This window comes from Pseudomonas sp. UC 17F4, assembly GCF_900101695.1.
In the GTDB taxonomy this organism is placed as follows: domain Bacteria; phylum Pseudomonadota; class Gammaproteobacteria; order Pseudomonadales; family Pseudomonadaceae; genus Aquipseudomonas.
Map to the genome: position 1 here is coordinate 725,735 of NZ_FNKV01000001.1, position 25,373 is coordinate 751,107.

The window sequence follows — 25,373 nt, forward strand, 5'->3', positions numbered from 1 at the left end:
TTCACCAATCCTCTCTCCTGGTCAGTACAGCCACAGTGCTCGCGCTGTACTCACTCCTGCGTGTCTATCCACAATTCTCTGAAATAAGCCCTGTGGAAAACCCACCTTCAGCTCCGTTGATAACTGGCCTTCAAAGCTGGAGATAACTGCGCTTGTGGGTAACTGGCCATTTAATCCACAGGCTTAAAGCGCTTATCCAGAACGCTCATGTCCGGTAGACCACAGGGTTTTGAATCTCTGTACATAAGGTAAATAAAGGCCTGTAGAACCTTATCCACAGAAAGGTGGCTGACTAAGAATAAACATAAAAACAAAGCTTTAATAAATTTCTCTCTTTTAATTTCTATTGCACGCCATTCATCCACAGCCTGGTTAAATTTTGTGCAAAAGGTTCCTTTAGAGGGGTGTAAGTCCCTATACTTGTGCGTTATCCCTATCTATTCCCGAAACAGGCACGAGGTGCGTGGTGGATTTCCCTTCCCGTTTTGAAGTGATCGTCATCGGCGGCGGCCATGCCGGTACCGAGGCTGCGCTTGCGTCTGCACGCATGGGTGTAAAAACCCTGCTGCTGACCCACAACGTGGAAACCCTCGGTCATATGAGTTGCAACCCAGCCATCGGTGGCATCGGCAAGAGCCACCTGGTCAAGGAAATCGATGCGCTCGGCGGTGCCATGGCACTGGCCACTGACAAGAGCGGTATCCAGTTCCGTGTGTTGAACAACCGCAAAGGCCCGGCAGTGCGCGCTACTCGCGCCCAGGCCGACCGCGCCATCTACAAATCGGTGGTGCGCGAGATTCTCGAGAACCAGCCCAACCTGTGGATATTCCAGCAGTCGTGCGACGACCTGATCGTCGAGCAGGACCAGGTACGCGGCGTGGTGACACAAATGGGTCTGCGTTTTCTCGCCGACTCCGTGGTATTGACCACCGGCACCTTCCTCGGCGGACTTATCCACATCGGTTTGCAGAATTACTCCGGTGGCCGTGCCGGCGATCCACCCTCGATTGCCCTGGCGCGCCGCCTGCGGGAATTGCCGCTGCGTGTTGGCCGGCTGAAAACCGGCACGCCGCCACGCATCGATGGTCGCTCGGTGGATTTCTCGGTCATGACCGAGCAACCGGGGGATACGCCGATTCCGGTGATGTCGTTCATGGGCTCCAAGGAACAGCACCCGCGTCAGGTCAGCTGCTGGATTACCCATACCAACGCCCGTACCCACGAGATCATTGCCTCGAACCTCGATCGTTCGCCGATGTACTCCGGCGTCATCGAAGGCATCGGCCCGCGCTATTGCCCGTCGATCGAAGACAAGATCCACCGCTTTGCCGACAAGGAAAGCCACCAGGTGTTCATCGAGCCGGAAGGCCTGAACACCCACGAGCTGTACCCGAACGGGATATCCACATCCTTGCCGTTCGATGTGCAGTTGCAGATCGTGCGTTCGATCCGCGGCATGGAAAACGCCCACATCGTGCGCCCGGGCTATGCCATCGAGTACGACTACTTCGATCCGCGTGATCTCAAGTACAGCCTGGAAACCAAGGTCATCGGCGGCCTGTTCTTTGCGGGCCAGATCAACGGCACCACCGGTTACGAAGAAGCCGGCGCCCAGGGTTTGCTTGCCGGGACCAACGCCGCGTTGCGCGCCCAGGGCCGTGAAAGCTGGTGCCCGCGTCGCGACGAGGCGTACATCGGTGTGCTGGTCGACGACCTGATTACCCTGGGTACCCAGGAGCCCTACCGTATGTTCACTTCGCGGGCCGAGTACCGGCTGATCCTGCGCGAAGACAACGCCGACCTGCGCCTGACCGAAAAAGGCCGCGAGCTGGGCTTGGTCGATGACGCGCGCTGGGCCGCATTCAGCGCCAAGCGCGAAGGCATTGCCCTGGAAGAGCAGCGCCTGAAGTCCACCTGGGTACGCCCAGACACCGCGCAAGGCCAGGCCATTGCCGAAAAATTCGGCACGCCGTTGAGCCATGAATACAACCTGCTCAACCTGCTGACCCGTCCGGAAATCGATTACGCCGGGCTGATGGAAGTCACCGGCGGCTCGGATATCGACCCACAAGTGGCCGAACAGGTCGAGATCAAAACCAAATACGCCGGCTACATCGACCGGCAACAGGAAGAAATCGCCCGGCTGCGCGCCAGCGAAGACACCCGCCTGCCCGACGATATCGACTACAGCGGTATTTCCGGGTTGTCCAAGGAAATCCAGGGCAAGCTCGGCCAGACCCGGCCCGAGACCCTGGGCCAGGCTTCGCGTATCCCCGGCGTGACCCCGGCGGCGATTTCCCTGTTGCTGATTCATCTGAAAAAACGCGGCGCAGGCCGCGAGTTGGAGCAAAGCGCTTGAGTTCTCAGGTCACCCCTCAACACGCCGAAGAGTTGTCCACAGGCGCCCGCCAGCTCGGTGTCGAGCTGAGCGAGGCCCAGCATGCACAACTGCTGGCCTACCTGGCCTTGCTGATCAAGTGGAACAAGGCCTACAACCTGACCGCCGTGCGCAATCCGGACGAAATGGTGTCCCGCCATCTGCTCGACAGCCTCAGCGTCATGCCGTTTATCCACAGCGAGCGCTGGCTGGATGTCGGCAGCGGCGGTGGCATGCCGGGCATTCCATTGGCTATCCTGCATCCGCACAAGCAAGTCACGGTGCTCGACAGCAACGGCAAGAAAACCCGCTTCCTGACCCAGGTAAAGCTGGAGCTCAAACTGGATAACCTCACAGTTATCCACAAGCGGGTCGAGGAGTTCCAACCGGAGCTGCCTTTCACCGGAATTGTTTCCCGTGCTTTCAGCAGCATGGAGAACTTCACCAACTGGACGCGCCACCTCGGCGACGCCCAGACGCAGTGGCTGGCAATGAAAGGGCTGCATCCTGCCGATGAGCTGGTAGCATTGCCGGCAGATTTCAGAGTGGATAGCGAGCAGGCCTTGACCGTTCCGGGTTGCCAAGGCCAACGCCATCTGCTGATACTGCGCCGCACGGCATGATTGGGAACACAAGCAAGAATGGCTAAGGTATTCGCTATCGCGAACCAGAAAGGTGGTGTGGGCAAAACCACCACCTGTATCAATCTCGCAGCATCGCTGGTGGCAACCAAGCGCCGCGTGCTGCTGATCGATCTCGATCCACAGGGCAACGCCACCATGGGTAGCGGTGTGGATAAACACGTCCTGGAACATTCGGTCTATGACCTGTTGATCGGCGAATGCGACCTGGCCCAGGCCATGCACTTCTCCGAGCACGGCGGCTATCAACTGCTGCCGGCCAACCGCGACCTGACCGCTGCCGAAGTGGTTCTGCTGGAAATGCAGATGAAGGAGAGCCGCCTGCGCACCGCGCTGGCGCCGATCCGCGAGAATTACGACTACATCCTGATCGACTGCCCGCCGTCGCTGTCGATGCTGACCCTCAACGCCCTGGTCGCTGCCGATGGCGTGATCATTCCGATGCAATGTGAATACTTTGCCCTGGAAGGCTTGAGCGACCTTGTGGATAACATCAAGCGGATCGGCGAGCGTCTGAACCCGCAGCTCAAGGTCGAAGGCCTGCTGCGGACCATGTACGACCCGCGCCTGAGCCTGATCAACGATGTGTCCGCGCAGCTCAAGGAACACTTCGGCGACCAGCTGTACGACACCGTGATTCCACGCAACATCCGCCTGGCCGAGGCTCCGAGCTTCGGCATGCCGGCCCTGGCCTACGACAAGCAATCGCGTGGCGCCCTGGCGTACCTGGCCCTGGCCGGGGAACTGGTTCGTCGCCAACGTCGTCAAACCCGCACTGCACAGACAACTTAAGGAATCCGCATGGCCGTTAAGAAACGGGGTCTCGGACGTGGGTTGGATGCACTGCTCAGTGGTCCGACCGTCAGCGCGCTCGAAGAGCAGGCTGTCCAGGTCGACCAAAAGGAACTGCAACACCTGCCGCTCGACCTGATCCAGCGCGGCAAGTACCAGCCGCGCCGGGACATGGACCCGCAGGCACTGGAAGAACTCGCCCACTCGATCAAGAGCCAGGGCGTGATGCAGCCGATCGTGGTGCGCCCGATCGCCGACAACAAATTCGAGATCATCGCCGGTGAACGCCGCTGGCGCGCGAGCCAGCAGGCCGGCATGGACACCATTCCGGCCATGGTCCGCGATGTGCCCGATGAAGCGGCTATCGCCATGGCCCTGATCGAGAACATCCAGCGCGAAGACCTCAACCCGGTGGAAGAGGCCATCGCCCTGCAGCGCCTGCAGCAGGAGTTCCAGCTGACCCAGCAACAGGTCGCCGATGCCGTGGGCAAGTCGCGGGTCACCGTGGCCAACTTGCTGCGCCTGATCTCGTTGCCGGAAGTGATCAAGACCATGCTGTCCCATGGCGACCTGGAGATGGGTCACGCCCGGGCATTGCTCGGATTGCCGGATGAACAGCAGGTCGACGGGGCGCGTCACGTTGTCGCACGCGGCCTGACCGTACGCCAGACCGAAGCACTGGTTCGCCAGTGGCTCAACGGCAAGCCAGAGGCTGCAGAACCTGCCAAGCCGGACCCGGACATCACCCGCCTTGAACAGCGTCTGGCAGAGCGTCTGGGCTCGGCCGTACAGATTCGCCACGGCAACAAGGGCAAGGGTCAGTTAGTTATCCGTTACAACTCACTAGATGAGTTGCAAGGTGTGCTTGCTCACATCCGCTGAAACAATTCCTTTTGTAGCGCGCAGTCGGAAATCACTACCCGGCAGTTGAATAGGGGTTAAACCGCCCCTATACTCTGCGCGCATTTTGTCGGCACAAATTATGCCAAGTCATAGCTGACTGGTTGGTCGACTTTCGAGGAGCAGTTGTGATGGAAACCCGCACGCCAAACCGCTTGCCTTTCCATCGCTGGGCGGTTTTTCCGGTACTGTTGGCTCAATGTGTCGTGTTTCTGCTGGCAACTTTGGCGTTGTGGCAGTGGCACGGGGCGGTCAGTGGATATTCGGCACTCTGCGGAGGGCTGATTGCCTGGCTGCCGAATGTGTATTTCGCCTGGAAGGCTTTTCGGTATACCGGAGCCAGGGCAGCGCAGGCCATCGTCAAGTCGTTCTACGCTGGCGAGGCAGGCAAATTGATTTTGACGGCAGTGCTTTTTGCACTGACGTTTGCAGGAGTGAAGCCATTGGCGCCGTTAGCAGTCTTCGGTGTCTTTCTGCTGACCCAGTTGGTCAGCTGGTTCGCGCCCCTGCTGATGAATATAAGACTTTCGAGACCTTAGGGCGTTTGAGGCAACCATGGCAGCAGAAACCGCTTCGGGCTATATCCAGCACCACTTGCAGAACCTGACCTTCGGTCAACTACCAGACGGCGGTTGGGGCTTTGCCCATTCCGCAGCAGAAGCCAAGGCAATGGGCTTCTGGGCTTTCCACCTGGACACCCTGGGTTGGTCGGTCGCACTGGGTCTGCTGTTCGTATTCCTGTTCCGCATGGCAGCCAAGAAGGCGACTTCCGGCCAGCCTGGCGGCCTGCAGAACTTCGTAGAAGTGCTGGTTGAGTTCGTCGACGGCAGCGTCAAGGACAGCTTCCACGGCCGCAGCCCGGTGATCGCCCCACTGGCGCTGACCATTTTCGTCTGGGTCTTCCTGATGAACGCCGTCGACCTGATCCCGGTCGACTGGATTCCACAGCTGGCCATCCTGATCTCCGGTGATCCGCACATTCCGTTCCGTGCCGTTTCGACCACCGACCCGAACGCGACCCTGGCCATGGCCTTCAGCGTGTTCGCCCTGATCATTTTCTACAGCATCAAGGTCAAGGGCATCGGCGGCTTCCTCGGCGAACTGACCCTGCACCCGTTCGGCAGCAAGAATATCTTCGTTCAGATCCTGCTGATTCCGGTCAACTTCCTGCTCGAATTCGTCACCCTGATTGCCAAGCCAATCTCGCTGGCCCTGCGTCTGTTCGGCAACATGTATGCCGGCGAGCTGGTGTTCATCCTGATTGCCGTGATGTTCGGCAGCGGCCTGCTCTGGCTCAGCGGCCTGGGCGTGGTGCTGCAGTGGGCGTGGGCTGTGTTCCACATCCTGATCATCACCCTGCAAGCGTTCATCTTCATGATGCTTACCATCGTCTACCTGTCGATGGCTCACGAAGATAACCATTAAGACCGCCTGGCGTGTCTGATGACCCTTCCGCCAGCACGGGGGAGGGTCGAAAAAGTCCGCAAGGGCAGCTGTACCAAACGATTTTGTTTTACCGCTTCAAACTAAAAAACCTAACCAATACGACGTAAAAGTCGGGAGGAAAGATGGAAACTGTAGTTGGTCTTACCGCTATCGCTGTTGCTCTGCTGATCGGCCTGGGTGCTCTGGGTACCGCCATTGGTTTCGGCCTGCTGGGCGGCAAGTTCCTGGAAGGCGCTGCTCGTCAGCCAGAGATGGTTCCAATGCTGCAAGTTAAAATGTTCATCGTTGCCGGTCTGCTCGACGCCGTAACCATGATCGGTGTTGGTATCGCTCTGTTCTTCACCTTCGCTAATCCCTTCGTTGGTCAAATCGCCGGCTAATCACTCGAATTCTCGAGTGGTTTGGTGTGATGGACAAAGAACGAGCGAGGTGTTGGCGTGAACATTAATGCAACCCTGATTGGTCAGTCCGTTGCGTTCTTCATTTTTGTGCTGTTCTGCATGAAGTTCGTGTGGCCTCCGGTCATCGCGGCATTGCAAGAACGTCAGAAGAAGATCGCGGATGGACTGGACGCTGCCAACCGAGCAGCTCGCGACCTGGAGTTGGCCCAAGACAAAGCGGGTCAGCAACTGCGCGAAGCGAAAGCTCAGGCAGCCGAAATCATTGAGCAAGCCAAGAAGCGCGGTGCTCAGATCGTCGAGGAAGCCCGTGATCAGGCCCGCGTCGAAGCTGACCGTGTGAAGGCTCAGGCTCAGGCCGAGATCGAACAGGAAATTAACGGTGTCAAAGACGCCCTGCGTGCCCAAGTGGGTCTGCTGGCTGTCGGCGGTGCTGAAAAGATCCTTGGCGCCACAATCGATCAAAACGCGCATGCGGAGCTGGTTAATAAACTGGCCGCTGAAATTTAAGCGAGGGCGATCATGGCAGAACTGACCACGTTGGCCCGACCTTACGCTAAGGCGGCCTTTGAGCACGCCCAGGCCCATCAGCAACTGGCCAATTGGTCAGCCATGCTCGGCCTGGCTGCTGCAGTGTCGGAAGACGACACGATGCAGCGCCTGCTCAAGGCCCCGCGACTGACGAGCGCAGAAAAGGCCGCCACGTTTATTGACGTGTGCGGTGACAAGTTCGATGCACAGGCACAGAATTTCATTCATGTTGCCGCGGAAAACGACCGTCTCCTGCTGTTGCCGGAGATTTCGGCTTTGTTCGACCTGTACAAGGCTGAACAAGAGAAATCCGTGGACGTGGAAGTCACTAGTGCTTTTGCGTTGGACCAAGAACAGCAAGACAAACTCGCCAAGGTTCTCAGTGCACGGCTCAGCCGGGAAGTGCGCCTGCATGCGACGGAGGACGCCTCCCTTATCGGTGGTGTCGTGATCCGCGCCGGCGACCTGGTAATCGATGGCTCGGTTCGCGGCAAAATCGCGAAACTGGCCGAAGCATTGAAATCTTGAGTTTGAAGGGGCAGCAGAGCAATGCAGCAACTCAATCCTTCCGAAATTAGTGAAATCATCAAGGGTCGCATCGAGAAACTCGACGTGACCTCCCAAGCCCGCAACGAGGGTACCGTCGTCAGCGTTTCTGACGGTATCGTGCGGATTCACGGTCTGGCCGACGTCATGTACGGCGAAATGATCGAGTTTCCAGGTGGCGTGTTCGGTATGGCCCTCAACCTGGAGCAAGACTCCGTTGGTGCGGTAATCCTGGGCGCCTACGACACCCTCGCTGAAGGCATGAGCGCCAAGTGCACCGGCCGCATCCTCGAAGTTCCAGTTGGTAAGGAACTGCTGGGTCGCGTTGTTGACGCACTGGGCAACCCAATCGACGGCAAAGGCCCACTGGGCAACACCGAGACCGACGCGGTCGAGAAAGTTGCTCCGGGCGTGATCTGGCGTAAGTCGGTAGACCAGCCTGTACAGACTGGCTACAAATCCGTCGACGCCATGATCCCGGTCGGCCGTGGCCAGCGCGAGCTGATCATCGGTGACCGTCAGATCGGTAAGACCGCCATGGCGATCGACGCCATCATCAACCAGAAAGACTCCGGTATTTTCTGTGTTTATGTTGCTGTCGGCCAGAAGCGTTCCACCGTTGCCAACATCGTTCGCAAGCTGGAAGAAAACGGCGCCCTGGCCAACACCATCGTGGTGGTTGCCAGTGCTTCGGAATCCGCCGCACTGCAATTCCTGGCGCCATACGCCGGTTGCACCATGGGCGAGTTCTTCCGTGACCGCGGTGAAGACGCGCTGATCGTATACGATGACCTGTCCAAGCAGGCCGTTGCCTACCGTCAGATCTCCCTGCTGCTGCGCCGTCCACCAGGACGTGAAGCGTACCCAGGTGACGTGTTCTATCTCCACTCCCGTCTGCTGGAGCGTGCATCGCGCGTTTCCGAAGAGTACGTCGAGAAGTTCACCAACGGTGCTGTAACTGGCAAGACCGGTTCCCTGACCGCACTGCCGATCATCGAAACCCAGGCTGGCGACGTTTCCGCGTTCGTTCCGACCAACGTGATTTCCATCACCGACGGTCAGATCTTCCTGGAATCGGCCATGTTCAACTCGGGCATCCGCCCTGCAGTGAACGCCGGTGTTTCGGTATCCCGTGTGGGTGGTGCCGCTCAGACCAAGATCATCAAGAAGCTCTCCGGTGGTATCCGTACCGCTCTGGCTCAGTACCGTGAACTGGCGGCATTCGCCCAGTTCGCTTCTGACCTGGACGAAGCCACCCGTAAGCAACTCGAACACGGTCAACGTGTTACCGAGCTGATGAAGCAGAAGCAATACGCTCCAATGTCCATCGCGGACATGGCGCTGTCGCTGTATGCCGCTGAGCGTGGGTTCCTGACCGACGTTGAAATCGCCAAGATCGGTAGCTTCGAACAAGCACTGATCGCTTACTTCAACCGTGATCACGCCGAACTGATGGCGAAGATCAACGTGAAGGGTGACTTCAACGACGAAATCGACGCTGGCATCAAAGCCGGTATCGAGAAGTTCAAGGCCACCCAAACCTGGTAAGCCGCAGCGGGGGCTTTGCGGCCCCCGCTTGCTAACCTGATAGGTGTTACATGGCAGGCGCAAAAGAGATTCGCAGTAAGATTGCGAGCATCAAAAGCACGCAAAAAATTACCAGCGCCATGGAAAAAGTGGCGGTCAGTAAAATGCGCAAGGCACAAATGCGCATGGCTGCTAGCCGTCCTTACGCGGAGCGTATCCGCCAGGTTATCGGTCATCTGGCCAACGCCAACCCGGAATACCGCCACCCCTTCATGATCGAACGCGAAGTAAAGCGCGTCGGTTATGTCGTCGTGAGCAGTGACCGTGGTCTGTGCGGTGGCTTGAACACCAACCTGTTCAAGGCCCTGGTCAAGGACATGGCGGTCAACCGCGAGCAAGGTATCGAGATCGATCTTTGCGTGGTTGGCAGCAAGGGTGCGGCGTTTTTCCGCAGCTTCGGCGGTAACGTCGTTGCAGCGATCAGCCACCTGGGCGAAGAGCCGTCGATCAATGATCTGATCGGCAGCGTCAAGGTCATGCTGGACGCTTACCTGGATGGTCGTATCGATCGTCTGTCCGTGGTATCGAACAAGTTCGTCAATACCATGACGCAAACCCCAACGGTCGAGCAGTTGATTCCGTTGGTTGCAACCCCGGATCAAGAACTCAAGCACCACTGGGACTACCTCTACGAACCTGACGCCAAAGAGCTGCTGGACGGCCTGATGGTGCGTTACGTGGAGTCGCAGGTCTACCAGGCGGTGGTCGAGAACAACGCAGCTGAACAAGCTGCCCGGATGATCGCGATGAAGAACGCCACCGACAACGCCGGTGACCTGATCAGCGAATTGCAGCTGATCTACAACAAGGCGCGTCAGGCTGCGATCACCCAAGAGATCTCGGAAATCGTCGGCGGCGCTGCCGCGGTTTAACGGTTCAAATATTCAGAGGATCCAGCTATGAGTAGCGGACGTATCGTTCAAATCATCGGCGCCGTCATCGACGTGGAATTCCCACGTGACGCCGTGCCGAGTGTTTACAACGCGCTGAAAGTAGTAGGCGCGGAAACCACCCTGGAAGTTCAGCAGCAGCTGGGCGACGGCGTGGTTCGTACCATTGCGATGGGCTCGACCGAAGGCTTGAAGCGCGGTCTGGACGTTACAGACACCGGCGCAGCCATCTCCGTACCAGTCGGTAAAGCGACCCTGGGCCGGATCATGGACGTACTGGGTAACCCGATCGACGAAGCTGGCCCGATTGGTGAAGAAGAGCGCTGGGGTATCCACCGCGACGCTCCTTCGTTCGCTGACCAGGCAGGCGGCAACGACCTGCTGGAAACCGGCATCAAGGTTATCGACCTGGTTTGCCCGTTCGCCAAGGGTGGTAAAGTCGGTCTGTTCGGTGGTGCCGGTGTAGGCAAAACCGTAAACATGATGGAACTGATCCGTAACATCGCCATCGAGCACAGCGGTTATTCCGTGTTCGCCGGTGTGGGTGAGCGTACTCGTGAGGGTAACGACTTCTACCACGAGATGAAGGACTCCAACGTTCTCGACAAGGTAGCGCTGGTCTACGGTCAGATGAACGAGCCACCAGGAAACCGTCTGCGCGTAGCGCTGACCGGCCTGACCATGGCTGAGAAGTTCCGTGACGAAGGTAACGACGTTCTGCTGTTCGTCGACAACATCTATCGTTACACCCTGGCCGGTACCGAAGTATCCGCACTGCTGGGCCGTATGCCTTCGGCAGTAGGTTACCAGCCGACCCTGGCTGAAGAGATGGGCGTTCTGCAAGAGCGTATCACTTCGACCAAGGAAGGTTCGATCACCTCGATCCAGGCCGTATACGTACCTGCGGACGACCTGACCGACCCGTCGCCAGCGACCACCTTCGCCCACTTGGACGCTACCGTCGTACTGTCCCGTGACATCGCCTCCCTGGGTATCTACCCAGCGGTCGATCCACTGGACTCGACTTCGCGCCAGCTGGACCCGAACGTGATCGGCAACGAGCACTACGACACCGCTCGTGGCGTTCAGTATGTTCTGCAGCGCTACAAAGAGCTGAAGGACATCATCGCCATCCTCGGTATGGACGAACTGTCCGAAGCCGACAAGCAGCTGGTATCGCGCGCTCGTAAGATCCAGCGCTTCCTGTCCCAGCCGTTCTTCGTGGCCGAAGTCTTCACCGGTTCTCCAGGCAAATACGTTTCCCTGAAAGACACCATTGCAGGCTTCAGCGGCATCCTCAAAGGTGACTACGACCACCTGCCAGAACAAGCGTTCTACATGGTCGGCAGCATCGAAGAAGCCGTCGAGAAAGCCAAGAAACTGTAATCCCGGCGCCCCGCAAGGGGCGCTAATCAGGTTGAGGCAAGCAGATGGCTATGACAGTCCATTGCGATATCGTCAGCGCGGAAGGGGAAATTTTCTCCGGTCTGGTCGAGATGGTGATTGCGCACGGCAACCTGGGTGATCTTGGTATCGCTCCAGGCCACGCCCCGCTGATCACTAATCTGAAGCCAGGTCCGATCACGCTGACCAAGCAGGGTGGCGCCCAAGAGGTGTTCTACATCTCTGGTGGTTTCCTCGAGGTTCAGCCGAACATGGTCAAGGTGCTTGCCGATACCGTGCAACGTGCCAGCGACCTGGATGAAGCTCAGGCTCAGGAAGCCCTCAAGGCTGCCGAGAACGCCCTGAACGAAAAAGGCGCGGAGTTCGACTACGGCGCCGCTGCCGCACGTCTGGCCGAGGCCGCAGCCCAGCTGCGTACCGTCCAGCAAATTCGCAAAATGAAGTAACCGGCACTCGCCGATCACTTTCTGTTGCGATTGAGTTAAAGGGTAGCCTCGGCTACCCTTTTTCTTTTTCCGAATTTCTTCTTCTGGTCACAGCGCTGACCTTCCAGGATTGGTAGCCAGTCAATGTCTCTCGATATCGTAATTCTCGCCGCCGGCCAAGGTACCCGCATGCGCTCGGCGCTGCCCAAGGTACTGCATCCGGTCGCCGGCGACTCCATGCTCGGCCATGTTATCCACAGCGCCCGCCAGTTGCAGCCGCAGGGCATTCATGTGGTGATCGGGCACGGTGCGGAGCTGGTACGTGAGCGCCTGGCCGCCGATGACCTTAATTTTGTCCTCCAGGACAAGCAACTGGGTACCGGCCACGCCGTCGCCCAGGCACTGCCGGCGTTGAGCGCCGAAACCGTACTGATCCTTTACGGTGACGTTCCGCTGATCGAAGTCGATACCCTCAAGCGCCTGCTTGCCAAGGTCACCCCACAGCAGCTCGGCCTGCTGACTGTGACCCTCGATGATCCGACCGGTTATGGCCGTATTGTCCGTGATGCGCAGGGCCAGGTGGCAGCGATCGTCGAGCACAAAGATGCCAGCGACGCACAGAAAGCCATCAAGGAAGGCAACACCGGTATTCTCGCCGTCCCGGGCGCGCGCCTGGCTGACTGGCTGGGCCGTCTGTCGAACAACAACGCCCAGGGCGAGTACTACCTCACTGACGTCATCGCCATGGCTGTAGCCGATGGCCTGGTGGTCGCGACCGAGCAGCCGCTGGACCCGATGGAAGTGCAGGGCGCCAATGACCGTCGTCAGCTTGCCGAGCTGGAGCGTCACTACCAGTTGCGCGCAGGCCGCAGTCTGATGGCCCAGGGTGTGACCCTGCGTGACCCGGCGCGCTTCGATGTGCGCGGTGAGGTGACCGTTGGTCGCGATGTGCTCATCGATATCAACGTGATCCTTGAAGGCCGCGTGGTGATCGAAGACGACGTGGTCATCGGCCCGAACTGCGTGATCAAGAACAGCACCCTGCGCAAAGGCGTGGTGGTCAAAGCCAACAGCCACCTGGAAGGCGCAATCATGGGTGAGGGCAGCGATGCCGGCCCGTTTGCCCGCCTGCGCCCTGGCAGCGTGCTCGACGCTCGCGCCCATGTGGGTAACTTTGTTGAACTGAAGAACGCCCACCTCGGTGAAGGCGCCAAGGCCGGTCACCTGACTTATCTGGGCGATGCCGAGGTCGGCGCACGCACCAACATCGGTGCCGGTACCATCACCTGCAACTACGATGGCGCCAACAAGTTCAAGACAGTACTTGGCGCAGACGTGTTCATCGGTTCGAACAACTCATTGGTCGCGCCTGTGGATATCCTCGACGGCGCTACCACTGCCGCCGGTTCGACCATTACTCAGAACGTCGAGGCGGCGCAGCTGGCAGTCGGTCGTGCGCGTCAGCGCAACATTGATGGCTGGAAGCGGCCGGAGAAGCTCAAAAAGAGCTGAGTTACTCACAGCTAATAGAAAGGGCCGACTGCATTGTGCATAAGTCGGCCTTTTTCGTTCTGTGGATAAAATTTTGCTGCTATGCAAGTTATTCACAGGAAAATTTTTTCTCCGCTGTTCTTGACGCATCAGCCACTATAGGTTTTGATTGGCATCATTATCTTTCGAATCGAAACTTAAGCGCGCCATGTCGAAACGTAACACCCCCCAACGACGTCATAACATCCTGGCTTTGCTCAATGAGCAGGGCGAGGTGAGCGTCGACGCCTTGGCCAAGCGTTTCGAAACCTCCGAAGTGACCATTCGCAAGGACCTCGCAGCCCTCGAAGCCAATGGCCTGCTGTTGCGCCGCTACGGTGGGGCAGTGACCCTGCCGCAGGAACTGTTTACCGAACAGGGCCAGCCGGTTTCGCTTTATAAACAAGCGATCGCCAAGGCTGCCGTAGGCCGTATCCGCGAACATGCCCGCATCATCATCGACAGCGGCAGCACCACCGCCGCGATGATCCCGCAGCTGGGTCATCAACCGGGCCTGGTGGTCATGACCAACTCGTTGAATGTGGCCCGCGCCCTTAGCGAGCTGGAGCATGAGCCGGTACTGTTGATGACCGGCGGTACCTGGGACCCGCATTCCGAATCGTTCCAGGGCCAGGTGGCCGAGCAGGTACTACGCTCATACGACTTCGACCAACTGTTCATTGGCGCCGACGGCATTGACCTGGCGCGCGGCACCACCACGTTCAACGAACTGCTGGGCCTGAGCCGGGTGATGGCTGAAGTCGCCCGGGAAGTGATCGTCATGGTCGAGTCCGACAAGGTCGGGCGCAAGATTCCCAACCTTGAGCTGCCCTGGAGCAGCGTCAACACCCTGATTACCGATGAGCGCCTGCCCCATGAGGCACGCGTACAGATTGAAGCCCGCGGCATCAACGTGATTTGCGCCGCTATCACCCAGGAGCATGAATAATGTGTGGAATTGTTGGTGCCGTCGCCGAACGTAACATCACAACCATTCTGATCGAAGGCCTCAAGCGCCTCGAGTACCGCGGCTATGACAGCGCAGGTCTGGCCGTCTTCACCCAGCAGGGCAACCTTGAGCGCCGTCGCCGTATCGGCAAGGTCAGCGAGCTGGAAGCCGCCGTTGCCGCCGAACCGCTGGCCGGCAACCTGGGTATCGCCCACACCCGTTGGGCGACTCACGGCGCGCCAACCGAACACAACGCCCACCCGCATTTCTCTGGTCATGAACTGGCAGTGGTGCACAACGGCATCATCGAGAACCACGAAGAACTGCGTGAACAGCTCAAGGGCCTGGGCTACGTCTTCAGCTCCGAGACCGACACCGAGGTGATCGTTCACCTGCTGGCGCACACCCTCAAAACCTTGCCGGACCTGGCCGATGCCCTCAAGGCTACAGTCAAGCAACTGCATGGCGCCTACGGCCTGGCCGTGATCAGCGCCAAGCAGCCTGACCGTTTGCTGGCCGCTCGCAGCGGCAGCCCGCTGGTAATCGGCCTGGGCCACGGTGAGAACTTCCTGGCTTCCGACCAGTTGGCCCTGCGCCAGGTTACCGACCGCTTCATGTACCTGGAAGAGGGCGACATCGCCGAAATTCGCCGCGACCAGGTCACCATCTGGGACGTCGCCGGCACTGCAGTGCAGCGCGAGACCGTGCAGTACCACGAAGGTGCCGAAGCTGCCGACAAGGGCGCCTACCGTCACTTCATGCTCAAGGAAATCCACGAGCAACCAACCGTGGTGCAACGCACCCTGGAAGGCCGCCTGGGCAAGGACCACGTCATGGTCCAGGCCTTCGGCCCGCAAGCTGCCGAGCTGTTCGCCAAGGTGCGCAATGTACAGATCGTTGCCTGCGGCACCAGCTACCACGCCGGCATGGTTGCCCGTTACTGGCTGGAAAGCCTGGCCGGTATCCCTTGCCAGGTCGAAGTCGCCAGCGAGTTCCGCTACCGCAAGGTTGTGGTGCAGCCGGACACCCTGTTCGTCTCGATCTCGCAGTCGGGTGAAACCGCCGACACCCTCGCGGCCCTACGCAACGCCAAGGAGCTGGGCTTCCTCGGCAGCCTGGCGATCTGCAACGTCGGCATCAGCTCGCTGGTGCGCGAGTCGGACCTGACCCTGCTGACCCAGGCCGGCCCGGAAATCGGCGTGGCCTCGACCAAGGCCTTCACCACCCAGTTGGTCTCGCTGATGCTGCTGACCCTGTCCCTGGGCCAGGTGCGCGGCACCCTGGCTGCAGGCGTCGAAGCGGAGCTGGTGGAAGAGCTGCGTCGCCTGCCAACTCGCCTGGGCGAAGCCCTGGCCATGGATGCGATCGTCGAGAAGACCGCCGAGCTATTTGCCGACAAGCACCACACTCTGTTCCTGGGCCGCGGCGCGCAATTCCCGGTAGCCATGGAAGGTGCGCTCAAACTCAAAGAGATCTCCTACATCCACGCCGAAGCCTACCCTGCCGGCGAGCTCAAGCATGGTCCGCTGGCACTGGTCGACAGCGACATGCCAGTAGTCACTGTGGCGCCGAACAACGAGCTGCTGGAAAAGCTCAAGTCTAACCTGCAGGAAGTCCGTGCCCGCGGCGGCGAGCTAATCGTCTTCGCCGACGAGCAGGCTGGCATGAGCAATGGCGAAGGCACCCACGTGATCGCCGTGCCGCACATCATCGACGCCCTGGCGCCGATCCTCTACACCATTCCGCTGCAGTTGCTGTCTTACTACGTCGCTGTGCTCAAGGGCACCGACGTCGACCAGCCGCGTAACCTGGCGAAATCGGTAACTGTCGAGTAACGAGTGCTGTGCCTGGTCCCTTTTCCTGACAGTGATGGGAGCAGGGGCCTGGTTTCTGATTCTCAGGCAGCGGCTGATTCCGGACGCTGCCTGTTGATCAGCAGTGCTGAAATCGACTCGCTTGTTCGTAGCCAATCGTTCGGTTTTTTGTGCTACGTGAGCGATTCGGCGTGCCAGAAAAATACTCGACCTCGCGTCAGACACACTTTTTTTCGCATCTTCTTCCCCGCCTATGCTTGTGCGAAAAGGACTACTTCACTGTGAGTGGAGCGGTAGCCAATGCCCATTTCCATGGAGCATCTTGAAGGCAGCACGTTAGCTAATTGTTTGGAAACGTCGGCGATATTTAAAGTGTAACTCGCTTAGAAAGATTTATTTACAAATTTCGACTTTTCCGCGAAATACTTCCTGCTAGTTTTGTGACGCCTGCTGTTACAGGCCAACTCAAAATCGTAAACAAGGAATGTATTATGAACTCTGCAATTGACCTGTTTCAAACTGAAGTGACTGGCGTTACCACCAAGGGTGTTTGCTTGTGGTAAGAGCGTGATAAAAGAGGGGGAAAGAAATTTCCCCCTCTTTTTAATTGTACTTACTCGGCCTCTCAGGGACAGGAGCAACGACCTTCATGGACGACTTTGGCTATCATACTATTTGGGATATTACCGGTGCTGATGCACGCTTGTTGAAGGACGCGCCGGCGTTGCATAACTTTTTCCTCGGTACCTTGCAACGTTCGCGTTTCACGGTGTTGGACCATTTGACGCACAAGTTCAGTGCCGGAGGTGAAGGCGTTACCGGTCTGTACTTGTTGTCTGAGTCGCACCTGTCCTACCACACCTACCCGGAAACTCATTACATCAGCATCGACGTTTATACCTGCGGTTCCAACAATGTCTCAATCAATGAAGGCATTCAGGGCTTCTTCGGCAACGAAGTGCAGATAACGACGCGCACGTTGCTGCGCGGCAGTCATGTGCTTGTGGAAGAAGGGGTGGTGAATGAAACTTGTCAATAACGGAATGGTCAAGTTCGATTACCAGTTCCCCTTGTACAATTTCTTTTTTCCTTCGCAATCACTGGACGTGTTTCGCCCCAGTGAAACACAACTGACGACGCTGCTGAACCATGCCAACAGCCAATCAACCTCACGGGCGTTGTACTTTCATATTCCGTTCTGTGAAGCGATCTGTTCGTTCTGCCCGTTTACCCGCGGCTTGTACAAAAACGAAGAGGATATTAACCGTTACACCAAGGCGCTGATCAAGGAAATTGAGTACAAATCGCGCTTGGTCGACTTCAAGGCAGTATCGGTCAGGGCCATTTTCTTTGGCGGGGGAACGCCGTCGCTATTGTCGCCGCGGAATATCTATGACATCGGTGAGGCATTACACCACTACTTCGATATGTCGACGGTGGAAGAGTTCTCCTTCGAGTTCAATATCACCAGTGTCACCCGAGAACGCACCCTTGCACTCGCGGACATTGGCGTGACCCATGCCCGCTTCGGTTTGCAGACCATCGACCCGACCTGGCGCAAGCTGTTTAACCTGAATGAGGACATCCGCGAAATCGAACGCGCCGCCGCGTTGCTGGTGCCGACCTTCAGGCACGTGTTGTGCGACATCATGTATGGGATGAACGGCAGTAACGAAAACCAGACCCTGTGTGACATCGACAAAGCGGTCGAACTGGGCCTGAGCAACATCGACATTTACCCGATCAACAATGTCGCCACCTCGGTAAAGCTGCACAAGCAAATCAGGGAGCGTACGGCGGAAGTGTTCCCGGCCATGCGCAAGCTGAACATGAAGCTGATGATTGACGAGCATATGCGCCACAAGGGTTTTGTCCCGTATAACGGCCATGGCTACGTGCGCCAGGCGAGCGCAGCGTCGCCTCTGATCACCCGCGACTACTCGTTCATTTACCACGAGCACGTCTATGGCTATACAAACCATGACCTGCTGGGCTTCGGCGTCGGCGCCATCTCGTCGGTGGCTGAAAATGTGATTACCAACACCTCATTGCGTGAGCAATACATCGCCAAGATGACCGAAGGTGACTATGTCTGCCAGGTCAGCCAGCATGCTCCGGTGCTTGATCTGGTCAAGCCACTGGTACTGCGCCTGCCGTATCACGGCGAAATCGAAAAATCCAAAGTGGCGATGAGCCAGATGCCGCAAGGGCTACTGGACAGGGTTCAGGAACTGGTCAAGGCCGACCTGATAGTTGAAACGGATGCGACCTTCGAACTGACCAGGCTGGGTTGGTTATGGTACAGCAACATTATGTTTTACTTAATTCCTGAAAGTGAACAAAACATCTTGAAAAAGATAGTCTTCGAGAAGCTTAATGCCAACGGACGCGACATTACTCGGGACGAGTTAATCTACTCCGCAGGCTAGAACCACCCAGCAGGCAATGGATATGCAGGCACTAGCGTTAAACCACGGTACACAACGGCTGTCAGCCGCCTACTTTTTTTCAAAATGCGGTGAGTTTGCTTTCGAAACAGCCTTTGCAGTGGCCGTGGTGACCTTGACTGAGGCCGACTTTTTGCTGATTGGCCTGGTGTACTTTTTTCGTTACTTGCCCAGTGCATTGTTTTCGCCGATTGGTGGCTGGCTAGCAGACCATCGGCAGAAAAAACACACACTGATTTCGGCAGAACTTTTAAAAAGCGTAGTGGCCGCACTGCTGTTTGTGTTGTTTGAATTTGCCGAGGCTACGGTGGCGGTGGTTATTATCGCCTCGATGGTGATGACCGCACTTGATTGCCTGTACACGCCGAGCTTTCGTGCCTATTTCCCCGATATAGTGGACGACGGCCATCTGGCGTCGGTAAACAGCGGGGTGCAAGTGATCGAAGATGTGTCTTCGATTATCGGACCGTTGATATTTTCACTGATTTCGATCGTGCTCGATGCCAGTTATGCGTTTGCGTTTTTCTCGGTCAGTTTGTTGCTGTCGGCCGCCTGTAGCGCCACCCTGGTCTCGAGCGTGACAACTTCGAAGGGGCGCTTCGATGTTTGGGCAATCTACAAGGACACCACACGCAGCGTGGGTAGTTTACGCAAGCTCAATACACCCCTGTTTACCGTGATCTGTTGCACCACCGTGTGTGCAATGTTTGCCACGTCGGTTATTCGCTTCATATTGCCGGCATCGGTTATGGACCATTTTCAGTCCGAGGCTGCGGTGGGGTATATCTTTTCCCTGCTGGCTTTCGGTACGGTTATCGGTGGCATGCTGTATGTAACACTCAACAAGTCAACCACCGCCCGCTCGGTGATTATTTATTGGTTACTGTATGGCGGGCTATTTTTACTGGCTGCCGTCGCCCTGCAGTTCAATACGTACCTGTTTATAGTTCTGTTGCTGTGCGTGGGTTTTGTCGGCGCCTTTGTTGATATTGCCATCATTACCAATATCCAGACGCTGTCCAGTCCCAATGAAGTCGGCAAGAATTTTTCCCTGTACTACTTCACGGCGGTTATTGGTGATGCAGTGTCCGGGCTGATCGCCAGCCTTATGTTTCTGCTTGTGGGGCCGGCTACGTTTGTTGGCATGACGTTCATGCTGTGTATTGCACCGCTAGGTTGGAGCGCAAAAAAAGATGTTACAGACAAGGATTGTTTGTAGTGCGGCAGTCGGGATTGAAGCACTTCCCGGCGTGGCGCTTGGGACATTTGCAGGGCGCGGTCGGTTGGCGTCAGCATCGGCGTTGGTGCTGTGCGTTGAGGATGCGCTGTCGGCAGATGTGGTCGATTGCGTCGCGGCCTGGGGCACGCCACTGTTTGTGCTCCATGGCAACGGGTACGCTGCACTTCCGGCAGTGCTTGCGGATCTTCAACCAACCTTGCTCCAGGTACCGCTGAGTGCGCACGATATTGCGCGGGTAGTTGAAACTGCCAAGGCATTTGACCTGGCTTCACTGCCACCTTTTACCTCGGCAGTCGCAGAGTTTGTCTCGCGCAAACGGCCTACCTTTGCTTGCCCCGGGCATCAGGGCGGCCAGTGCCTGGACCTGCATCCGGCCGGGCTGCGCTTCAAGCAATTGCTTGGCAGCGAGGTATTCAAGGTCGATGTGCCGCACGCGGCTCCCGAGCTGGGTGACGTACTCAGCCATGAAGGTCCGGTGGCCCAGGCTGAACGGCTGGCCGCAGAAGTGTTCAACGCCGATGAAACCTACTTCGTGCTCAATGGTACTTCCACCGCAAACAAAGTCGTCACCAGCGCGTTGCTGGCTGCGGGCGATCTGGTATTGATGGATCGCAACAACCACAAGTCGGTGTACCTGGGCGCATTGGTACAAAGTGCCGCCAGGCCGGTATACCTCGATAATTTCCGCGATGGGTGTGGCGTGCTGGGTGGCTACAAAAGACATGCCCTGGATGAGCAACAACTACGCCTGAAGGCGGCCCGTATCGATCCGTCCAAGGCGCGGCAGCAGCGCCCATTTCGTCTGGCAGTTGTTCAGCACGCAACCTGCGATGGCGTTGTGGTCGACGCCGCTGCTCTGCTGCAACGGATTGGTCACCTGTGTGACTACGTACTCTTCGATTCCGCCTGGTTGGGCTACGAACCTTTTGTTGAGCTACTGGCGCAGCGCTCGCCGTTGAACATTGCCCTGACGGCGGATTGCCCGGGGATCATCGTCACGCAATCGGTCCACAAGCAGATGTCAGGCCTGTCCCAGACCTCGCAGATCCATAAAAAAGACAGTCACATACGTAACCAGCCACGCTACTGCTCACGATCGGTATTCAACAGCGCGTTCATGCTGCACGCCTCGACCAGCCCGTTCTATCCATTGTTGATGTCATTGGAAGTCAATGCCGCGATCCATGCCAATGGCAACGGCAAGCGCGCGTGGAGTGCGGCAGTGGCAATGGCCATGGGTTTCAGGCGCGAGGTTGCCCAGCGTTGCCGTGTTATTCAGCCTTACTATGGCGACAGGCGGTTGCCGGCGGGGCAGGGCGATACATCGCTGGAGGTGTATGCCCAAGTGTTTCAACCGGTTCGCCACGAGACGCTGGGGGCCAGCCCGATCGAGTCTGACTTGCACTACCTGGACCCTTGCAAGGTCATCTTTACAACGCGCAAGTTGCACACTGACGAGCAGGGCGGGTTGCCCGCTATTCCAGCGAGTATCGTCACCGCCTACCTGCGCGAGATGAATTTCACTCCGGAGAAATCTGACTTCTACAACGTTACCCTGTTGGTTTCGCCCTCTACCGAGGCTGCGCAGCTCTCTCGCCTGGCGCACACGCTGGCGCAACTTGAGCAGATGATCGAGGGTGAAGTCCCGGTGGCTGAGGCGTTACCTTCACTGGCAAGCGGCCAAGCTCGCTATAACGATTTATCGCTGCGCGAATTGTGCTGCGCCATCAACACCCTGTTCTCGCAGTATCAGATTGAGCAACTGCAATCAGACATTTTCAGTTCGGTGACGTCGGCGCAGGCCGAGTTGACGCCCTATGCGGCGCAGCAGGCTTTCATCCGTGGTAACTACCAATTGGTCGCACTCGAACAAGCTTTAGGCTGTATTGCCGCAGAAGGCGTAATCCCTTACCCGCCGGGGGTTATGTGCATCGCGCCTGGGGAACGCTGGAACAGCTCGTTGATTCGCTACCTGAGCGCCATTGAAGCACTGAGTAACCAATACCCGGAATTTGCTCCGCATATTCAAGGCGTATACCAATGCCTTAACAATGACGCCAGCGTGAGCCTGCAGGTTCACGTTCTGGCCACTGGCTGATGTTGAAAGGTGCAAGGGCGCCATTGGTGGAATCAACCAAAGGTACGAACGAGCGCAAATTCATCCATGTCGACATGGACTCGTTCTTTGTCTCAGTAGAACTTCTGGATGCTCCGCACCTGGTTGGGCGCCCTGTGGCCGTGGGCGGGACAGCGGCTGAGCGAGGGGTGATCAGCACTGCGAACTACCTGGCCAGGGAATATGGAGTAAGAAGTGGTATCGCCACTGCAACGGCACAACGGCTCTGCCCGGATCTGGTCCTGCTGCCGACCCGGTTTGAAGTGTATGAAGCCGTGACTCGAAGGCTCGATGCAATATTCCGACGCTATACCGACAAGGTTGAGTTCCTGTCACTGGATGAGGCGTCGCTCGAGGTCACCGGTCAGTCTGCATTCAACGGCTCGGCAACTCATATGGCCATGCACATCCGTGCTGCGATCGAGCAGGAGCTGGGGCTGACGGCTTCTGCCGGAGTCGCGCCGTTGAAGTACTTGGCAAAAATCGCCTCCGAGGTGCAAAAGCCCAATGGCCTGTTTGTCATCGTGCCCAAGGATGTCCGCGGCTTTCTCGATGAACTTGATGTACGCAAGATTCCTGGCGTTGGTCCCAAAACTTACGCCGTGCTTGAGAACCTGGGCTGTCGGCAATGCAAACACGTCACCGAAGAGAAAATCCCGTTGCTCATGCGCTACCTCGGCGTGCATGGGTTTTATGTGTGGGAGCGATGTCAGGGAATAGAAGAGCAGGAAGAGCGAGTAACCCACATCAAGTCGATTGGTATTGAACGAACACTCCCCTTCGATTGCCACGATTTTTCCAGCTGCCTGCAAGAGCTGGACAGATTGCTGGAAGGTCTGAGGGAACGCATTTCCGAAATGGGCGATGACTACCTGATCATCAAAAACCTGGTAAAGCTCAAGTTCTCGGACTTCTCGATTTCGTCGACCGAGGCGGCTTCCAACACCCTCAGTCAGGAGACAGTGACCACCCTGTGCCGGTTGCTCTGGGACACCAGGCGCGAGGGCCGCTCGGTGCGTTTGATCGGGTTGTCGGTAAAGGTCAAAAGAAAGATCCAGGACGATATTCAATTAGAGCTTCCCTGGTAACCAACAAGTAAACCCGAGTGGCAGGAGGCCCCGAATGGTTAGGCGCTACGAACTCCCCAATGCGGCGTGGATATTGATCATGGATCTGGTTTCAACCACACAAAAGACCGGCCGGCCTCGTAATGACGACCGGCAGATGATCAACGGCATCTTCTGGATTCTTTGCTCTGGCGCAGCCTGGCGTGACTTGCCGGAACGCTTTGGCGCTTGGTCGACGGTGTATCAACGTTTTCGCGACTGGCGTGACGATGGCACCCTGGATCGTGTACTGGACCGGCTGCATGTTCGCCTCACCGAAGAGGGCCTGATCGACATGGACACCTGGACCCTCGATCCTGTCACTGTCAGGGAGCAACTGGTCAAATGTTGTGCCTGATGTACAGCTGTGCCACGAGTGGATGACAGCGTCCATGACGATGGCCTGAGCGCAGTACTGCCAGTTTGTCCGGCAATCGGACCCTTTAGCTGGCCTGGATCAATAGTCCTGACGCGCGCTTGGCTTAGTGTGCGCAGTCCATGTTTCTTTTTCACGGACGAAAAGCTATGCAGACTCTGGAGCGAAAGCTAGATATCCAGCCCCTGTCGCGGGCGGACATGACCATCGAACTCAACGGCCAGGCGGTGGCGGTCGCTGCCGGTGAAACCGTGCTCAGCGTGCTTAACGCCGTGGGCCTGCGCCAGGTGGCGCTTAACGATCACCAACAATTGACCGGCGCTTTCTGCGGCATGGGCGTGTGCCATTGCTGCCTGGTGTCGATCAACGGCCGGCCCAAGCGCCGCGCCTGCCAAACCGAGGTACAGCCGGGCATGCGGGTCGAAACCGGGACCAACCGTTTTGCCGGGCAGGAGGCACCATGAGCTTGCGTCCAGTTATTGTCGGTGGTGGTTCGGCAGGTATGGCAGCGGCGATCGAGCTGGCCAGGCACGGCGTCTCGAGCCTGTTGTTTGATGAAGCCTCACGCCCGGGTGGCGTGGTGTTTCGCGGACCGCTGCGCAGCGGCGTCGACCTGGGCTACCTGGGTGCCCGCTATAGCAAGGCGCTGAAAAAACTGCACAAGGACTTCGCCGCCTGCGCCGATCGCATCGACCTGCGCCTGAACAGCCGTGTGGTCGGTGGGGACGAGCAGCGCCTGATGGTACTCGATGGCGAAGAAACCCTGCACGAAATCGATTTTTCCCATCTGTTGCTGTCGGCCGGTTGCCACGAGCGCAACGTCCCGTTTGCCGGCTGGACCTTGCCGGGTGTGATGTTGCTCGGCGGGCTTCAGTTGCAGATCAAAAGCGGTGTGGTCAAACCCCTGGGCGGTACCGTGATCGCTGGCACCGGGCCGTTGTTGCCGTTGGTGGCCTGCCAGTTGCACGCGGCCGGGGCGAAGGTTGAGGGCGTCTATGAAGCCTGCCCGTTCAGCAAGATTGCCCGTGAAAGTCTGGCGCTGATGAACAAGCCGCAGCTGTTCCTCGATGGCCTGAGCATGCTTGGCTACATGAAGCTCAACGGCATCCCCATGTACTACGGCTGGGGGATTGTCGAAGCCAAGGGTGAGGGTGAGCTGGCTGAAGTGACCGTGGCGCCCTACGGTGACGATTGGCAGCCGGACCTTTCCCGCGCCCAGCGCGAGCCGGCGCAAACCCTGGCGGTGGGCTACGGTTTTATCCCGCGCACCCAGCTCAGCCAGCAACTGGGCCTGGACCATGGCTTCAACGAAGACGGCTACCTGCGTCCAGAAAGCAACGTCTGGCAGCAAAGCAGCCAGCCGCACATCCACCTGGCCGGTGACATGGGCGGCATCCGTGGTGGTGAGGCGGCAATGCTCACCGGGCGCATCGCGGCTGTTTCGATCCTGCTGCAGCAGGAGGTACTCAACGCAGAAGAGGCGATCGAACTGCGCGAGAAATACCTCGGCCAGCTGGCAGCGATCAAACGCTTTCGCGCCGGGGTAGAGCGCTACACCCACCGCGGCACCAAGCAGATCGAGCTGCCGCAGGCGGACACGGTGATCTGTCGTTGCGAGCATGTCACCCGCAGCGACATCGATCGCGCCCTGGAGCAGGGCGTCGAGGACATGGCCGGGTTGAAGATGCGCACCCGGGTGAGCATGGGCGACTGCCAGGGGCGCATGTGCGTCGGCTATTGCAGCGATCGCCTGCGCGAAGCGACCGGACGCGCCGATGTCGGCTGGCTGCGGCCGCGTTTCCCGATCGACCCGATTCCATTCTCTGCATTCCAGCAACTCGGCACGGAAGCCTGAAGC

At 58.0% G+C, this 25,373-nt stretch carries 23 protein-coding genes and 1 pseudogene; all 24 read left to right on the top strand.

The annotated features are described in order from the left end of the window. Positions 1 to 466 precede the first annotated feature (466 nt). The 24 genes and pseudogenes from mnmG to hcnB all read left to right on the top strand — a co-directional run bounded on the left by mnmG (position 467) and on the right by hcnB (position 25,370). Positions 467 to 2,359 carry a tRNA uridine-5-carboxymethylaminomethyl(34) synthesis enzyme MnmG gene (gene mnmG, locus BLR26_RS03225; RefSeq protein ID WP_045199648.1) on the top strand — a complete coding sequence of 631 codons (1,893 nt, stop codon included), beginning with the start codon at positions 467 to 469 and terminating at the stop codon, positions 2,357 to 2,359. Then, positions 2,356 to 3,000, top strand: a complete 645-nt coding sequence (gene rsmG, locus BLR26_RS03230) for a 16S rRNA (guanine(527)-N(7))-methyltransferase RsmG (RefSeq protein WP_045199399.1) — start codon at positions 2,356 to 2,358, stop codon at positions 2,998 to 3,000. Before mnmG ends, rsmG begins: the two co-directional genes overlap by 4 nt. A gap of 18 nt (positions 3,001 to 3,018) precedes the next feature. Continuing rightward, entirely contained in the window at positions 3,019 to 3,810 is a 792-nt protein-coding gene (locus BLR26_RS03235; RefSeq protein ID WP_010222720.1) for a ParA family protein, read from the top strand. Positions 3,811 to 3,819: 9 nt separating this feature from the next. After that, complete coding sequence (locus BLR26_RS03240; protein WP_045199401.1) at positions 3,820 to 4,692, top strand: ParB/RepB/Spo0J family partition protein; 873 nt, start codon at positions 3,820 to 3,822, stop codon at positions 4,690 to 4,692. Between the two features lie 149 nt (positions 4,693 to 4,841). Then, the gene (locus tag BLR26_RS03245; RefSeq protein ID WP_010222722.1) at positions 4,842 to 5,249 is read left to right on the top strand and encodes a F0F1 ATP synthase subunit I; all 408 of its coding nucleotides are present in this window, start codon (positions 4,842 to 4,844) and stop codon (positions 5,247 to 5,249) included. A gap of 16 nt (positions 5,250 to 5,265) precedes the next feature. Then, a complete protein-coding gene (atpB, locus tag BLR26_RS03250; RefSeq protein ID WP_045199403.1) occupies positions 5,266 to 6,135 on the top strand; it encodes a F0F1 ATP synthase subunit A in 870 nt (289 codons plus the stop codon). Between the two features lie 143 nt (positions 6,136 to 6,278). Next, positions 6,279 to 6,536, top strand: coding sequence for a F0F1 ATP synthase subunit C (gene atpE, locus BLR26_RS03255; protein WP_003097235.1), 258 nt, complete (start codon positions 6,279 to 6,281; stop codon positions 6,534 to 6,536). Positions 6,537 to 6,593: 57 nt separating this feature from the next. After that, on the top strand, positions 6,594 to 7,064 hold the full coding sequence (locus tag BLR26_RS03260) for a F0F1 ATP synthase subunit B (RefSeq protein ID WP_010222733.1): 471 nt from the start codon (positions 6,594 to 6,596) through the stop codon (positions 7,062 to 7,064). Positions 7,065 to 7,076: 12 nt separating this feature from the next. Continuing rightward, a complete protein-coding gene (locus BLR26_RS03265; protein WP_045199409.1) occupies positions 7,077 to 7,613 on the top strand; it encodes a F0F1 ATP synthase subunit delta in 537 nt (178 codons plus the stop codon). Positions 7,614 to 7,634: 21 nt separating this feature from the next. Next, a complete protein-coding gene (gene atpA / locus BLR26_RS03270) occupies positions 7,635 to 9,179 on the top strand; it encodes a F0F1 ATP synthase subunit alpha (protein WP_010222735.1) in 1,545 nt (514 codons plus the stop codon). 50 nt (positions 9,180 to 9,229) lie between these two features. Beyond that, positions 9,230 to 10,090 carry a F0F1 ATP synthase subunit gamma gene (atpG, locus tag BLR26_RS03275; protein WP_045199412.1) on the top strand — a complete coding sequence of 287 codons (861 nt, stop codon included), beginning with the start codon at positions 9,230 to 9,232 and terminating at the stop codon, positions 10,088 to 10,090. Between the two features lie 27 nt (positions 10,091 to 10,117). Beyond that, positions 10,118 to 11,494: a F0F1 ATP synthase subunit beta gene (gene atpD, locus BLR26_RS03280; protein ID WP_045199413.1), complete on the top strand. Its 1,377-nt coding sequence runs from the start codon at positions 10,118 to 10,120 to the stop codon at positions 11,492 to 11,494. Between the two features lie 44 nt (positions 11,495 to 11,538). Continuing rightward, positions 11,539 to 11,958, top strand: coding sequence for a F0F1 ATP synthase subunit epsilon (locus BLR26_RS03285; protein ID WP_045199415.1), 420 nt, complete (start codon positions 11,539 to 11,541; stop codon positions 11,956 to 11,958). Positions 11,959 to 12,081: 123 nt separating this feature from the next. Continuing rightward, entirely contained in the window at positions 12,082 to 13,449 is a 1,368-nt protein-coding gene (gene glmU / locus BLR26_RS03290; RefSeq protein ID WP_093377778.1) for a bifunctional UDP-N-acetylglucosamine diphosphorylase/glucosamine-1-phosphate N-acetyltransferase GlmU, read from the top strand. Between the two features lie 187 nt (positions 13,450 to 13,636). Continuing rightward, complete coding sequence (locus BLR26_RS03295; protein WP_045199419.1) at positions 13,637 to 14,416, top strand: DeoR/GlpR family DNA-binding transcription regulator; 780 nt, start codon at positions 13,637 to 13,639, stop codon at positions 14,414 to 14,416. Further along, on the top strand, positions 14,416 to 16,251 hold the full coding sequence (gene glmS / locus BLR26_RS03300; RefSeq protein WP_093377784.1) for a glutamine--fructose-6-phosphate transaminase (isomerizing): 1,836 nt from the start codon (positions 14,416 to 14,418) through the stop codon (positions 16,249 to 16,251). Before BLR26_RS03295 ends, glmS begins: the two co-directional genes overlap by 1 nt. Positions 16,252 to 16,879: 628 nt before the next feature. Continuing rightward, positions 16,880 to 17,269 carry an adenosylmethionine decarboxylase gene (gene speD, locus BLR26_RS03305; protein WP_045199423.1) on the top strand — a complete coding sequence of 130 codons (390 nt, stop codon included), beginning with the start codon at positions 16,880 to 16,882 and terminating at the stop codon, positions 17,267 to 17,269. Next, entirely contained in the window at positions 17,253 to 18,659 is a 1,407-nt protein-coding gene (locus BLR26_RS03310; protein ID WP_093377789.1) for a coproporphyrinogen-III oxidase family protein, read from the top strand. The genes speD and BLR26_RS03310 overlap by 17 nt, the downstream gene beginning before the upstream one ends. A gap of 22 nt (positions 18,660 to 18,681) precedes the next feature. After that, positions 18,682 to 19,896, top strand: coding sequence for an MFS transporter (locus BLR26_RS03315; RefSeq protein WP_093377795.1), 1,215 nt, complete (start codon positions 18,682 to 18,684; stop codon positions 19,894 to 19,896). Continuing rightward, entirely contained in the window at positions 19,871 to 22,015 is a 2,145-nt protein-coding gene (locus tag BLR26_RS03320; protein WP_093377800.1) for an Orn/Lys/Arg family decarboxylase, read from the top strand. The genes BLR26_RS03315 and BLR26_RS03320 overlap by 26 nt, the downstream gene beginning before the upstream one ends. A 26-nt stretch (positions 22,016 to 22,041) precedes the next feature. Further along, complete coding sequence (dinB, locus tag BLR26_RS03325; RefSeq protein WP_249744387.1) at positions 22,042 to 23,121, top strand: DNA polymerase IV; 1,080 nt, start codon at positions 22,042 to 22,044, stop codon at positions 23,119 to 23,121. A 34-nt stretch (positions 23,122 to 23,155) separates the two neighbouring features. After that, a pseudogene (locus BLR26_RS03330) lies at positions 23,156 to 23,470 on the top strand (transposase); the annotation flags it as partial. Positions 23,471 to 23,664: 194 nt separating this feature from the next. Beyond that, positions 23,665 to 23,979, top strand: coding sequence for a cyanide-forming glycine dehydrogenase subunit HcnA (gene hcnA, locus BLR26_RS03335; protein ID WP_093377810.1), 315 nt, complete (start codon positions 23,665 to 23,667; stop codon positions 23,977 to 23,979). After that, positions 23,976 to 25,370 (top strand): cyanide-forming glycine dehydrogenase subunit HcnB, encoded by a 1,395-nt coding sequence (gene hcnB, locus BLR26_RS03340; RefSeq protein WP_093377814.1) that lies wholly within the window; start codon positions 23,976 to 23,978, stop codon positions 25,368 to 25,370. The genes hcnA and hcnB overlap by 4 nt, the downstream gene beginning before the upstream one ends. The last annotated feature ends 3 nt before the right edge of the window (positions 25,371 to 25,373 follow it).

Bases quoted from the DNA above. Each gene is read 5' to 3' on its own strand.
- BLR26_RS03235 (WP_010222720.1), top strand. From the start codon at position 3,019: ATGGCTAAGGTATTCGCTATCGCGAACCAGAAAGGTGGTGTGGGCAAA.
- BLR26_RS03240 (WP_045199401.1), top strand. From the start codon at position 3,820: ATGGCCGTTAAGAAACGGGGTCTCGGACGTGGGTTGGATGCACTGCTC.
- BLR26_RS03245 (WP_010222722.1), top strand. From the start codon at position 4,842: ATGGAAACCCGCACGCCAAACCGCTTGCCTTTCCATCGCTGGGCGGTT.
- atpB (WP_045199403.1), top strand. From the start codon at position 5,266: ATGGCAGCAGAAACCGCTTCGGGCTATATCCAGCACCACTTGCAGAAC.
- atpE (WP_003097235.1), top strand. From the start codon at position 6,279: ATGGAAACTGTAGTTGGTCTTACCGCTATCGCTGTTGCTCTGCTGATC.
- BLR26_RS03265 (WP_045199409.1), top strand. From the start codon at position 7,077: ATGGCAGAACTGACCACGTTGGCCCGACCTTACGCTAAGGCGGCCTTT.
- atpA (WP_010222735.1), top strand. From the start codon at position 7,635: ATGCAGCAACTCAATCCTTCCGAAATTAGTGAAATCATCAAGGGTCGC.
- atpG (WP_045199412.1), top strand. From the start codon at position 9,230: ATGGCAGGCGCAAAAGAGATTCGCAGTAAGATTGCGAGCATCAAAAGC.
- atpD (WP_045199413.1), top strand. From the start codon at position 10,118: ATGAGTAGCGGACGTATCGTTCAAATCATCGGCGCCGTCATCGACGTG.
- BLR26_RS03285 (WP_045199415.1), top strand. From the start codon at position 11,539: ATGGCTATGACAGTCCATTGCGATATCGTCAGCGCGGAAGGGGAAATT.
- glmU (WP_093377778.1), top strand. From the start codon at position 12,082: ATGTCTCTCGATATCGTAATTCTCGCCGCCGGCCAAGGTACCCGCATG.
- BLR26_RS03295 (WP_045199419.1), top strand. From the start codon at position 13,637: ATGTCGAAACGTAACACCCCCCAACGACGTCATAACATCCTGGCTTTG.
- glmS (WP_093377784.1), top strand. From the start codon at position 14,416: ATGTGTGGAATTGTTGGTGCCGTCGCCGAACGTAACATCACAACCATT.
- speD (WP_045199423.1), top strand. From the start codon at position 16,880: ATGGACGACTTTGGCTATCATACTATTTGGGATATTACCGGTGCTGAT.
- BLR26_RS03310 (WP_093377789.1), top strand. From the start codon at position 17,253: ATGAAACTTGTCAATAACGGAATGGTCAAGTTCGATTACCAGTTCCCC.
- BLR26_RS03315 (WP_093377795.1), top strand. From the start codon at position 18,682: ATGCAGGCACTAGCGTTAAACCACGGTACACAACGGCTGTCAGCCGCC.
- BLR26_RS03320 (WP_093377800.1), top strand. From the start codon at position 19,871: ATGTTACAGACAAGGATTGTTTGTAGTGCGGCAGTCGGGATTGAAGCA.
- hcnA (WP_093377810.1), top strand. From the start codon at position 23,665: ATGCAGACTCTGGAGCGAAAGCTAGATATCCAGCCCCTGTCGCGGGCG.
- hcnB (WP_093377814.1), top strand. From the start codon at position 23,976: ATGAGCTTGCGTCCAGTTATTGTCGGTGGTGGTTCGGCAGGTATGGCA.